Genomic DNA, 12,514 nt, shown 5'->3' with positions numbered 1-12,514 from the left:
GCGCCTGAACGAAACGCATAAGTCCGATCGAGTAAGGGGCGCCCGGAATTACCTCGACGCGGCAAGTACGCAAACCACCTGTCTCCTTTGCGACAAGGGAAAACCTGTTGCGGTGCGTATCATCTGTTGAACAGCCTTTGCATCGCGTTCGGCTTCACAGCTCGACGCTTGTTTTGAGGGAGATAGACGATGGAGCGTTTTCGAAACTTCGATTTCCGGAAGCACATGCCTAGCTTGGCGTTCACGCTCCTGGCCGTTGCCGTCATAGCTGGCGCTGGAGCAATCACCGTCTATCTCGGCCTGTACAATATAGCGGCCGATGCACCTCATAGCCGACTGACTTACAGCGTCATCGAAACATTCAGGGAGCAATCCATCGCAGCCCGGTCCGGATCGATCGCGGTGCCGGCGGATTTGGCGGCTCCGGCGCGGATCGCATCGGGCGCCGGACTATACACGGAGATGTGCAGCGGCTGCCATCTGGCGCCCGGAATGGAAAAAACCGAAATGAGTCAGGGGCTGTATCCGCAAGCGCCCATCTTGTTCAAAGGTTCGGATCGTTCTGCCTCGGAGCAATTCTGGATCATCAAGCATGGAATCAAGATGACCGCCATGCCGGCGTGGGGAAAAACGCACGATGATCGTCTTATCTGGGATATGGTCGCGTTCATCCGGCAACTTCCAAGCCTGTCGCCGGCTCAGTATCAGGCAATGACGCAGAATGTGCCAATGGACCATGACGCGATGATGAAGGGCATGACAGAGGCCAAGGCCGCGAGTCAGGAAACAAGCGAGGCGGGCGAACACGCAGGGCACTGACCTCATCGACAATTGCATATCGCCGACCCTTGTCGGCGTGAGTCAACCCGTTCACGCGACGGCGCCCTGTGGAACGAGAACGTATCATGACCTGCGTTCAGGCGAGGTATTCCTCCCGGGCGCGCTAGCGCCCGGGAGGACCGACGACCGTAGGGGAGCCGCCGGGGAACCTCGCGAGACGAGGAACCTCAGAAGAAATAGCGCAGCTGCAGCCCGTACTGACGCGGCTCGCCGTAGATGTAGAGCGGAAGGGTCGGATTCGAGACACCGGTGGCGTCCGTCCCGATCGTACTATAGCTCACATATCGCTCGTCGGTCAGATTTCGGCCATAAAGTGCAATTTCCCACGCTTCGCTAGCTGGCTGCCAAGCGATACGGCCGTTGACGAGAGTCGTGGCGTTTCCGGAAAAGAGCGGATTGTTGCTGGGCTTGAAAAAGACGCTGTCGCGCCAAGAGATGTCGGTCCGCAATGTCAGCATTCCGCCGCCCAGGGACGCCTTATATTCTCCGCCGAGAGTGATGTTCCACTTGGGCGCGTTGGGCAGCCGCTTGCCTTTGAGGCTTGCACCGGCATCGTCAAAATAGACATCGTAGCGAGCATCGAGATAAGCGATCGTCGATGTGAGCGTCAGACGATCGAACGGCCGCGCCATCAGTTCCGCCTCGACCCCCTTGATCGTCGCCTTGCCGGCGTTGGTGGTACTGGCAACGCCATTGTTATACTCAACCACCTGAAGATTGGTGTAATCATAGTAGAAGGCCGAAACATTTGCTCGAAGCCGACGATCGAGGAGCGTCGATTTCAGGCCGACTTCGTAGCTCCAAATATATTCCGGGAGGAAGGGCCGCCCGTCGCCCAGCTGGAATCCGCCCGATTTGAACCCGCGGGTTGCCGACGCATAAACCATGACGTCGTCGGCAACGTCGTAATCGATCCCGATTTTCGGAGTCCAGGCGGTCCAGGATGATCTGGGCTGGCCGGCATCGACCTGGTTTCCGTTCAGCAAGACCCGATATGCGAAATCCTTCTTCTCGTAGGAATAACGGAGCCCCCCGGTCAAACGGAGGCGCTCGATGAGTTCGTAGCTCGCTTGACCGAAAAGCGCGAAAGCGTTCGTCGTATTGTTTTCCGGGATCGCGAGCCGACGGCCCGGTTCGATGATCCGTATTTCGTCATTGCCCTTTTCGTTGAGATAGAAGGCTCCGACGATCCAGCGCAGCTTGTCTGCATCATTGTTGAGCAGTTGGAACTCCTGCGTGAAGCTGCGAGAGCGTTCGAAAAACTCGATATCGCGGAGGAAGAGGTCGGTCGAGTCGACATCGAGCGCCTGGACGACCTTGCTCTTGCGCAGCGCAGTGATCGAGCGGATCGTGACCGGACCACCATCCCAGTTCATCGTCGAGGACACGCCCCAAGCATCGACGTCGTAACGCGGCAGGCGGTCGAGCGCGGCTTCTTTGTCATTGGCCGGGATCGTCGCCCCCGCATCGATGAAGCCTTGCGGATAAAAGGGCCGGACAGACCGTGCGCCAGTCTCGCGATCGCGGCTGGCATCCGCCCGCAGCACGATCTCAAGACGGTCGCTAGCGTCGATCGCAAGCGTCAGTCGTCCGGCGAGATTGTCTTCATTCTGGTATCGCCGTCCCGAAACGATGTCGCGGTAGATGCCGTCACGCTGGTTGGCAAGCAAGGTGAGACGGCCTCGGACGCCCGCTCCGAGCGGCCCCGAAATCGTGCCACTAAGCGAGCGCTTCTCATAATTTCCGACTGTGAGCCCCAGCGCGCCGGTCAAATCCTCCGTTGGCATCTTGGAGATGATGTTGAGCGTGCCGCCGGCGGAGTTGCGACCGAAGAGAACGCCCTGCGGACCGCGCAGAACCTCGATGCGTTCAACGTCGAACAAATCCTGATAGCTCGTCGTCGGACGCGAGATGTAGACACCGTCGTAATGGACCGTCGTGCTGGGATCGGTCGCAACGCCGAACGCGGAGGTGCCGATTCCACGAATATTGATGATCGCCATGGAATCGTTGGTGATCGACACGCCCGGCACGAAAAATTGCAGGTCTTCGACGTTGGATATGCCCGTTGCCGTAAGCGCCTCGCCGGTCATCGCTGTGACCGAGACGGGAACAGACTGCAAATTTTCCTCGCGCTTCTCGGCCGTTACGATGATCTCCGCGAGGCCTTCCGACTGGGCTTCCTGAGCCTGCACAGGCATTGCGAACGCCATCGCAATCGCCGCGAGCGAAGTTCGCTGCATTGTGCGCTTCTTTAACGAGCAACAGTATAGATTGTTCACTACGCTTCCCCTGTTTCGAAGAACTGCGCCGTCGCGCAGCTCAAATGAGTTTCGGGGAAGTCGAGGACAAAAACATGCATGCCCGGAAACCGCTGTTTACGGCTTCCGGGTTCAAACACCCAACATCCCCTACTGAGATTGATTACGCACCAGAACGCCCCATCCCTCAAAAAATGGTACAGAGAACGTTTGACCGATGGAATTGGGCTCTCCGATTTGTCCGGCTTGCCAGAATGAAGTTGACGCGGAATGCGCCAAGGATCATGCTTTCGTCATGAAGCGCCGCTTCTCGCTCCTGCTCCTTCTCGGAGCCTTGCTGGGTCTCTTGGCCCAGGAAGCGGCGTTCGCTTCAGCGATGCCGATGCCCGACACGGCCATCACCGCGTCCGCAATGAGCGACGAATGCGCGGAGATGATGGGCATCGACAAGTCGCAGGACAAGAGGCCCTGCCAAGGTCTCACGCTCGACTGCATTGCCAAGATGGGCTGCGCGCTTCCGCCCGCCGTCGTATCGCCGGCTATGCCGCTCGAAACGAAAGCGCATGTCCCAGGCTTGCTCGATCCGCTTCCTGTCCGGCGGCTCGCTGGCAGAACATTCGGCCCCGAACCCGATCCACCTCTATCCCTCGGCTGAATTGCAAAAGGCGAACCGCGCTTCCGGCGCGCCTTTCCTAGCTTTTCAACCGAGGAATTCGACATGAAACCTATTTTTGCTCTTGCCGCACTCGCGGCCGCAACGCTTGCCGCTCCCGTTTTCGCACAGGAAGCGCCGGGGGGCCATTATGAATGGCAGACCCGCCAGGTGCCGGGGCCGAACAAGTCCAATACCACCTCGCGGGTCCGCGTCTGGGTGAAGGACAAGTCCGCCCAGATGGCCAACTGCGACTGCGACATGATGAAGGCCGATCCGGCCGATTGCATGAAAAAAATGACCGGCGGCCACATGGCGCACCCCGCGGCGTAATATCTCCATCCCCGGCGCCTATGCGCCGGGGATGGCCTCGCCCGATCCAAAAAGGGGGAAATCATGCGCCTTTTCTTTGCGGCAGCCGTGCTTGCGCTGCCCACGGCCCTGCACGCCGAACCGATGTCGCTCGATGATGCGCTTCGGCTGGCGGAAACGCGAGCGCCCGAATTACAAGCCCGAGAAGCCGGGCTCGATGCCGCGCGGTCGGCGGCAATCGCCGCCGACCGGCTTCCCGACCCGAAGCTCAATCTCGCCATCCAGGATTTCCCGGTAACCGGTCCCGATGCGGGCCGGTTCAATCGCGACGATTTCACGATGCAGGTCATCGGCGTCAGCCAGGATTTCCCGAACCCCGCCAAGCGACGCGCACGCGCGACGCGCGCGCAGGCCGATATCGGAATCGCCCGCGCCGACGAGGCAGTTACCGCGCAGGACGTCCGGCTCGCGACTGCGCTTGCCTGGGTCGATCTCTTCTATGCCAAGAAGCGGCTGAAGGAACTCGACCTGCTCGACGCCGGTCTCGGGGATTTGCAAGCAACGGTGACGGCGCGACTAGCGAGCGGCGCGGCGCGCCCGGCGCAAGCGCTGGAGCCCGATCAGCTTCGCGCCGCGATCAACGACCGCCGCAGCGCGCTCGCCGCCGAGATCGCCCGCGCCCGCGCACAGCTCGCGCGTTTCACCGGCGACCCCGTCGCCGACACGGCGGGTGACCCGCCGCCGCCGACGGTCGACGAGGCGACGCTCCGCGCCGGCATCGACGCCTTGCCGCGGCTGCGCGCGCTCGATGCCCGCACGTTGGCGGCCGACGCCGAAACGGGTCTTGCGCGCGCCGACAAGCGCCCCGACTGGAGCGTCAATGCGGCCTATGGACGTCGCGAGCCCAATTATGGCGACCTCGTCACGCTCGGCGTCACCATCGACCTGCCCTTCTTCTCGAAGAAGCGGCAGGACCCGAAAATCGCGGCGCGAGCCAGCGAAGCGACGCGTGCGCGCCTCGACCGCGAGGCCGCGAAGCGCGACATCACGGCGGCGCTCGATGCCGATCTCGCCGACCATCGCATGCATCATGAGCAGCTTGGCAATGCACGGTCGCGGCTGGTCCCGCTCGCCAAGAAGCGCGCTGAACTCGACCTCGCCAGTTACGCCGCCGGGAAGCTCGACCTCGGGACAGCGCTGCTGTCGACGCTCGCGCTGGTGGAGGCCGAAGTCGATGCGCTGGCGCGCGAAGCCGAGGTCGCGCGCGACGCGATCCGGATCAATTACATTTATGGGGAGACAGGGCGATGACCGATGCGACGTCAGCGGCGCGGTGGCGCGCCGCTATCCTGGCCGCGGTGCTGATCGCGGGCGGCGGCGGCTATTGGCTGGGACAGCGCGGGGACAGCCATGCGCCGGGGGGAACCCCCGCCGACAGCCGCAAGATCCTCTATTATTACGACCCGATGTTTCCGAACCAGAAGTTCGACAAGCCCGGCAAGTCGCCCTTCATGGATATGCAGCTCGAGCCTAAATATGCCGATGAGGCTGGCGGTTCTGGCACCGGCCCCGGCATCACGGTCGATCCGGCCGCGAGGCAGAGCCTCGGAATACGCGTCGTCGCGGCCGAAATGGGCAGTCTGGCGGCGACCTTCGACGTCAATGGCAGTGTGGATTTCAACCAGCGCGACGTCGCCATCGTCCAGGCGCGCTCGGGCGGCTTCGTCGAGCGCGTCTATCGCCTCGCGCCCGGCGACGTCATCGGCGCCGGCACGCCGATCGCCGACCTGCAATTGCCCGAATGGGGCGGCGCCCAGACCGAATATCTGAGCGTCAAGAAACTCGGACGCCCCGACCTCACTTCAGCGGCACGCCAGCGGCTGCGGCTGATGGGCATGCCCGAAGGGGTGATTGCCGAGGTCGACCGGACCGGACGAACCGGCGGCAGGCTGACGGTACGCGCGCCGATCGGCGGCGTCGTCCAGACACTTAATGCGCGCGCGGGCGTCACGCTCGCCACGGGGCAGACGCTCGCCGAAATTTCGGGGCTCGGCACGGTATGGCTCAACGCGGCGCTACCCGAAGCGCAGGCCGGGTTGGTCAACATCGGCCAGCGGGCGACGGCGACCCTTACCGCCTTTCCCGGCGAGAGCTTCGCCGGCAGGGTCGTGGCGATCCTGCCGACGACGACCGCCGACAGTCGGACTCTGACGGTGCGCATTGAACTCGCCAATCGCGGCGGGCGTCTCCGCCCCGGAATGTTCGCGGCGGTAGCGCTCGGCGGCGATGCCAAACCGGCGCTGCTGGTGCCGAGCGAAGCGGTGATCCGCACCGGCACGCGCAGCATCGTGATGCTCGAGAAGGGCGACGGTCGCTATCATCCTGCCGAAGTGGTCGCTGGGCGCGAAGGCGGCGGCAAGACCGAGATATTGCGGGGGCTCGCACCCGGCGAGAAGGTCGTCGCGTCGGGTCAGTTCCTGCTCGATTCCGAAGCGAGCCTGACCGGTCTCACCGTGCGCCCGCTGGAGCCTGCGCAATGATCGCGAAGATCATTCGCGCCTCGGTCGCGGCGCGCGGCCTTGTCGTCGCGGCGGCACTGATCCTGACGCTGCTCGGGATCGCTGCGGTCCGCACGACGCCGGTCGATGCCCTGCCTGATCTCTCGGACGTTCAAGTCATCATCCGCACCACTTATGCGGGCCAGGCACCGCGGATCGTCGAGGATCAGGTCACCTATCCGATCACGACGACGATGCTCTCCGTGCCCGGAGCGCGCGTCGTGCGCGGCTATAGCTTCGTCGGCGACAGCTTCGTCTATGTGCTATTCGACGACGGCACCGATCCCTATTGGGCGCGCAGCCGCGTCCTCGAATATCTGAGCCAGGTGCAAAGCCGCCTCCCCGAGGGCGCACGCGCGAGCCTCGGCCCCGACGCAACCGGGGTCGGCTGGATCTATGAATATGCGCTGGTCGACAAGAGCGGCCGCCACGATCTCGCCGAACTGCGCAGCCTGCAGGACTGGTTCCTCCGCTTCGAACTCAAATCGGTCCCCGGCGTCGCCGAGGTCGCGAGCATCGGCGGCATGGTGCGCCAATATCAGATCATCGTCGATCCGCAGAAGCTCGCCGCCTTCGGGGTGACCGCGCCGGAGGTGGCAGACGCCCTCAAGCGCGCCAACCAGGAAAGCGGCGGCGGCAGCCTCGAACTCGCCGAAGCCGAATATATCGTCCGCGCGAGCGGCTATCTGAAGTCGCTCGACGACTTTCGCGCGGTTCCTCTCCGCACTGCAAGCGGCGGCATTCCGGTTACGGTGGGCGACGTCGCAACGGTCCAGATCGGCCCTGACGCAAGGCGCGGCATTGCCGAACTCAACGGCGAGGGTGAGGTCGCGGGCGGCGTCATCGTCATGCGAGAGGGCAAGAATGCCCGCGAGGTTATCGACGGCGTCCGCACCAAGCTCGCCGAGCTCAAGCGCAGTCTGCCACCCGGCGTCGAGATCGTCACCACCTATGACCGTTCGGGGCTGATCGACCGCGCGGTCGACAATCTCACCTCGAAGCTCGTCGAGGAGTTCATCATTGTCGGGCTCGTCTGCGCGCTCTTCCTCTGGCACGCGCGCTCGGCGCTGGTGGCCATCCTGACGCTGCCGCTCGGCATCCTCATCGCCTTCATCGTCATGCGGCTGCAGGGGCTTAACGCCAATATATTGTCCTTGGGCGGCATCGCGATCGCGGTCGGCGCGATGGTCGACGCGGCGGTGGTGATGATCGAAAATGCCCACAAGCATCTCGAAAATTGGGAGCGCGATGATCCGGGCAAGGAATTGAAGGCCGCCGAGCGCTGGCGCGTGATCACCGACGCCGCCGCCGAAGTTGGGCCGGCGCTCTTCCTCAGCCTTCTCATCATCACCTTCTCTTTCATCCCGATCTTCACGCTCGAGGGCCAGGAAGGGCGGCTCTTCGCGCCGCTCGCCTTCACCAAAACCTATGCGATGGCCGCGGCGTCGATACTCTCGATCACGCTGGTTCCGGTACTCATGGGCTGGCTGATCCGCGGCCGGATTCCCGCCGAACAGGCCAATCCGATCAATCGCTGGCTGACCCGCGCCTATCGGCCGGCACTCGACTGGGTGCTGGCCCGCCCCAAAAAGGCGCTCGCGATCGCCGGCCTCGTCTTCGCCACCAGCCTGTGGCCGATGACCCAGATCGGCGGCGAGTTCATGCCGCAGATGCGCGAAGGCGACCTCCTCTACATGCCCTCGGCGCTTCCCGGCATTTCAGCGGCGCGCGCGTCGAGCCTGCTCCAGCAAACCGATCGGCTGATCAAGACGGTGCCCGAGGTCGAGAGCGTGTTCGGCAAGGCAGGGCGCGCCGACACCGCGACCGACCCGGCGCCCCTAGAGATGTTCGAAACGACGATCCGCTTCAAACCGAAAGAGCAATGGCGTCCCGGCATGACCGAGGAAAAGCTGGTCGAGGAACTCGATGCGCGGGTCCGCGTTCCGGGGCTCGCCAATTTCTGGATTCCCCCGATCCGCAACCGCATCGATATGCTCGCGACCGGGATCAAGAGCCCGGTAGGTATCAAGGTCGCGGGATCGGATCTGGCGGCGATCGACCAGACCGCCAAACGCATCGAAACGGTCGTCAAGACCGTGCCCGGCGTCGCCTCGGCGCTGGCCGAACGGCTGACCGGCGGGCGCTATATCGACGTCGACATCGATCGCGCCGCGGCGGCGCGCTACGGCCTCAATGTCGCCGACGTGCAGTCCATCGTCTCCGGCGCGATCGGCGGCGAGACGATCGGCCAGACGGTCGAGGGGCTCGCGCGCTACCCGATCAGCGTCCGCTATCCTCGCGAGCTGCGCGACAGTATCGGCGAACTCGCTAGCCTGCCGATCCTGACGCCGTCGCGCCAGCAAATCACGCTCGGCACCGTCACCAGCGTGAAGGTGAGCGACGGCCCGCCGATGCTGCGCAGCGAGAATGGACGTCCGGTGACCTGGATCTATGTCGACAGCCGCGGCCGCGACCTGCAGGGGCTGGTGCAGGACATTCAGCAGGTGATCGCGCGCGACGTCAAGCTGCCCCCCAGCGTGAGCGTCTCCTACACCGGACAGTTCGAGTTCCTCGTCCGCGCGACCGAACGGATGAAGATCGTGGTGCCGGTCACGCTCGCGATCATCTTAGTCCTGCTCTATCTCACCTTCCGCCGCTGGGACGAGGCTTTACTCATTATGGCAAGCTTGCCCTTCGCGCTCACCGGCGGCCTGTGGCTGCTCTATCTGCTCGGCTATAACCAGTCGGTCGCGAGCGCGGTCGGGTTCATCGCGCTCGCCGGCGTCGCCGCCGAGTTCGGGGTCGTGATGCTTATCTATCTCAAGCAGGCGCTCGCCGCCCGCGACGACGGCGACATCAAGGCCGCGGTCCGTGACGGTGCGCTGCTGCGCGTGCGGCCCAAGGCGATGACCGTCGCAGTCATCCTCGCCGGCTTGTTCCCGATCCTCGTCGGGACCGGGACGGGTTCGGAGGTGATGAGCCGGATCGCAGCGCCGATGGTCGGCGGCATGCTCACCGCGCCGCTCTTGTCGATGTTCATCATTCCCGCCGCCTATCTGCTCATGCGGAGACGCGCGGCAAATCCCATTCAACCCGAAGGAGAAGCGACATGAAGAAATCTGTCACATTCGCGCTGGGCCTCGCGCTCACCGCAGGACTTGCCGCTTGCGGCCAGCAAGGCGAAACCTCGAAACCGGCCGAAGACGCGGCCGCGCCCGCGAAGGATGTCGGCGCCATGGCGATGCTGGCCGAAACCAGGCACGGCAAGGGCACGGGAAGCGTGACCGCAATCGACACCGCGGCCGGGGAGGTCACCCTCGATCATGGCGCGATCGCCGAACTCGATTGGTCGGCGATGACGATGGGCTTCGCCGCGCCGCAGAAGCTGCTGGAAGGTCTGGCGGTCGGAGACCGGGTGAGTTTCGAGCTCGACTGGAACGGCAAGGCGGGAACGATCACGCGGATTGAAAAGATGAAATAGAAGGTGGCGGCGGGCGGCAGGAACCTCAACCGCCCGCGGTCGCGAAAAGAGCGCTCGCGCTCCTGACGAGCATATAGGCTGCGACCGTGAAGATAAGGCCGGCGAAGATCGCGGTCAGCGCCCCCCGGCTCGATAATTGACGCGCGGCGCGTGTCCCGGCGATACCGCCGGCGAGTCCCCCGGCGATGAAGACTGCGGCCAGCGGCCAGTCGATCAATCCCGACGCCGCATAGCTCAGCGCCGTGGTCAGCCCGAAGGCGGTGACCGCGACGAGGCTGGTGCCGACCGCGTTGAGGATCGGCATCTTCGTAGAGGCGATCAGCCCAGGCACGATCAGGAACCCGCCGCCGATACCGAAAAATCCCGAAAAGCCCCCGGTGCCGAGACCATAGCCGAGCACTTTCGGCGCATTATGGCGATTGCAGGCGGCCCCCTCAATGCCGGGATTGTCTCGCCCGCGCAGCATCAGCACGCCTACGACGAGCATCAGCAACGCGAAGAGGAAGAGCAGTTTCTGCCCGTCGATCGCCTTGCCGATGGTCGAGCCTGCGAGCGCGCCGACGATGCCGCTCCCCGCATAGAGAAAGCCGCAGCGCCATTTGACCGTCCCGGCGCGTGCATGCTGCGCGAGCCCCGAGGCCGCGTTGGCGGCAACCGCGAGCGCGCTCGTCCCGATCGCTACATGCGGGCTCGCGACCCCGACGAGATAGACCATCAGCGGCACTGCGAGAATCGAGCCGCCACCGCCGACAAGGCCGAGGGTGAAGCCGACGATGCCGCCCGACAGGCCGCCGAGCAGATATTGAAGCGTGTCGAGCGTCACGCCCCCGAACCGATCGGCGCCGGCGCCGCGAGCCACTCGCGGCCGCGCAGCATGCCGTGCCAGTAGACCGGCGGTAGAATCTTTTCCTTGAGCAGCCAGGAGATGCGCGACGGCCGCGTGCCCTCGATCATCCATTTGGGAAAGGTCGGGAGCAATTTCCCGCCATAGCCGAATTCGGCGAGGACGATCTTCCCTGCTTCGACCGTGAGTGGGCAGCTCCCATAACCGTCATAAGCTGCCACTGGCGGAGCGCCATCGAGCGCGGCGAGCGCGTTGAGCGCCACGACAGGCGCCTGTTTGCGCGCGGCGGCCGCGGTCTTGGCGTTGGTGGTTGCAGCGACATCCCCGAGCGCGAAGACATTGGCGTACACACTATGGCGGAGCGTCGCCTCGTCGACCGCGACGAAGCCGGAGGGCGCCGCGAGCGGGCTCGATGCGATAAATTCGGGGGCGACCTGCGGCGGGACGACATGGATCATGTCGAAGCGTTCCTCGACCCGGCGGACGGCGTCGCCGCGACGCTGCTCGAAGAGCGCGACTTTTGCCGGCCCGTCGATCGACACGAGACGCGATTCTAGCTGCAGATCGACGGCGTAGCGCGCGATATAGGCTTCGAGCGCAGGCACATAGGCAGCGACCCCGAACAGCGACGGCGTCGCCGTATGGAATTGCACCTCGGCCTGCCCGAGCAACCCGGCGCGCTCCCAGCGGTGGCACGAGAGATACATCGCCTTCTGCGGGGCGCCCGCGCATTTGATCGGCATCGGCGGCTGGGTGAACAGTGCACGGCCGCCGCGAAAACGGCGCACCAGACGGTCGGTATAGGGCGCAAGATCGTATCGATAGTTGGACGTTACGCCGTCCGCGCCGAGCGCTCCGGCGAGCCCTGGGATCGCGTCCCAGTCGAGCTTGAGCCCCGGACAGACGATGAGCGCGCGATAGCCGAGCACGCGCCCATCGGCGAGCGTCACCCGGTCGCTCGCGGGATCGAAGGATGCCGCCGCGCCGCGGACCCATTCGGCGCCTGCTGGGATCAGCCCCGCTTCGTCGCGCCGGGTTGCCTCGGCCGCAAAAATGCCGCCGCCGACCATCGTGAACCCGGGCTGGTAATAATGATCCGCGCATGGCTCGACGATCGCGATCGACACCCCGGGACGGCGGCGCAGGATGCTCGCTGCGGTCGCGATCCCCGCGCTGCCGCCACCGATCACGATGATATCATAATGCGCGACACTACCATCGGCGCCGCGCGCCGACGCCATACCGGCAAGCTGCTCGGAGCGCGCGCCTGAGCGGCAATAGGCCAGAACCGGCGCCGGGAGGTCGGCGAGCGCTCGGGCCATTGTGGCGACATCGCCTTCATCGATCCCGCCCGACATGACGGGAATATGCACGAAGCGAAGGCCGTGCGCCTCTGCAGCAGCGGCGATCGTCGCTGCCGTCGGCTGCCCTGCTTCCTCGCCATCGGGGCGATTGCAGACGATCGAGCGGAACCCCGACGCGGCGAGCGCGACGACATCGGCCGGGTCGATCTGCGGCGACACGCTGAGTGCTGGGGTCAGGCTCCTGATGGTCATTGTTTCTCCA

Annotated in this window: 10 protein-coding genes; 7 read left to right on the top strand and 3 right to left on the bottom strand. The window is 64.5% G+C overall.

Annotated elements, in window-relative coordinates; translation table 11 throughout:
• Positions 1 to 189 precede the first annotated feature (189 nt).
• Positions 190 to 819 (top strand): c-type cytochrome, encoded by a 630-nt coding sequence (locus tag RIA72_RS08205; protein WP_053555656.1) that lies wholly within the window; start codon positions 190 to 192, stop codon positions 817 to 819.
• Between the two features lie 188 nt (positions 820 to 1,007).
• Here the strand turns inward: RIA72_RS08205 and RIA72_RS08200 are convergent, their stop codons facing one another.
• Positions 1,008 to 3,083, bottom strand: coding sequence for a TonB-dependent receptor (locus RIA72_RS08200; protein WP_067179796.1), 2,076 nt, complete (start codon positions 3,081 to 3,083; stop codon positions 1,008 to 1,010).
• A 313-nt stretch (positions 3,084 to 3,396) separates the two neighbouring features.
• Between RIA72_RS08200 and RIA72_RS08195 the strand changes: the two genes are divergently transcribed.
• The 6 genes from RIA72_RS08195 to RIA72_RS08170 all read left to right on the top strand — a co-directional run bounded on the left by RIA72_RS08195 (position 3,397) and on the right by RIA72_RS08170 (position 10,104).
• Entirely contained in the window at positions 3,397 to 3,756 is a 360-nt protein-coding gene (locus tag RIA72_RS08195) for a hypothetical protein (protein ID WP_053556385.1), read from the top strand.
• A gap of 63 nt (positions 3,757 to 3,819) precedes the next feature.
• On the top strand, positions 3,820 to 4,086 hold the full coding sequence (locus RIA72_RS08190; RefSeq protein ID WP_053555658.1) for a hypothetical protein: 267 nt from the start codon (positions 3,820 to 3,822) through the stop codon (positions 4,084 to 4,086).
• A gap of 63 nt (positions 4,087 to 4,149) precedes the next feature.
• Positions 4,150 to 5,376 (top strand): TolC family protein, encoded by a 1,227-nt coding sequence (locus tag RIA72_RS08185; protein WP_053555659.1) that lies wholly within the window; start codon positions 4,150 to 4,152, stop codon positions 5,374 to 5,376.
• Positions 5,373 to 6,605, top strand: coding sequence for an efflux RND transporter periplasmic adaptor subunit (locus RIA72_RS08180; protein ID WP_053555660.1), 1,233 nt, complete (start codon positions 5,373 to 5,375; stop codon positions 6,603 to 6,605). Before RIA72_RS08185 ends, RIA72_RS08180 begins: the two co-directional genes overlap by 4 nt.
• Positions 6,602 to 9,736, top strand: coding sequence for an efflux RND transporter permease subunit (locus RIA72_RS08175; protein ID WP_053555661.1), 3,135 nt, complete (start codon positions 6,602 to 6,604; stop codon positions 9,734 to 9,736). The genes RIA72_RS08180 and RIA72_RS08175 overlap by 4 nt, the downstream gene beginning before the upstream one ends.
• Positions 9,733 to 10,104 carry a copper-binding protein gene (locus RIA72_RS08170; RefSeq protein ID WP_053555662.1) on the top strand — a complete coding sequence of 124 codons (372 nt, stop codon included), beginning with the start codon at positions 9,733 to 9,735 and terminating at the stop codon, positions 10,102 to 10,104. Before RIA72_RS08175 ends, RIA72_RS08170 begins: the two co-directional genes overlap by 4 nt.
• A 25-nt stretch (positions 10,105 to 10,129) precedes the next feature.
• On the opposite strand, the gene RIA72_RS08165 is transcribed toward RIA72_RS08170, so the two are convergent.
• Both RIA72_RS08165 and RIA72_RS08160 read right to left on the bottom strand, forming a co-directional pair.
• On the bottom strand, positions 10,130 to 10,927 hold the full coding sequence (locus RIA72_RS08165) for a sulfite exporter TauE/SafE family protein (RefSeq protein ID WP_053556386.1): 798 nt from the start codon (positions 10,925 to 10,927) through the stop codon (positions 10,130 to 10,132).
• On the bottom strand, positions 10,924 to 12,504 hold the full coding sequence (locus tag RIA72_RS08160) for a bifunctional protein tyrosine phosphatase family protein/NAD(P)/FAD-dependent oxidoreductase (RefSeq protein ID WP_053555663.1): 1,581 nt from the start codon (positions 12,502 to 12,504) through the stop codon (positions 10,924 to 10,926). The genes RIA72_RS08165 and RIA72_RS08160 overlap by 4 nt, the downstream gene beginning before the upstream one ends.
• Positions 12,505 to 12,514 lie beyond the last annotated feature (10 nt).

The sequence above is a fragment of the Sphingopyxis sp. genome (assembly GCF_040216815.1).
Lineage (GTDB): Bacteria > Pseudomonadota > Alphaproteobacteria > Sphingomonadales > Sphingomonadaceae > Sphingopyxis.
This window is presented reverse-complemented; position numbering and strand designations above follow the sequence as displayed.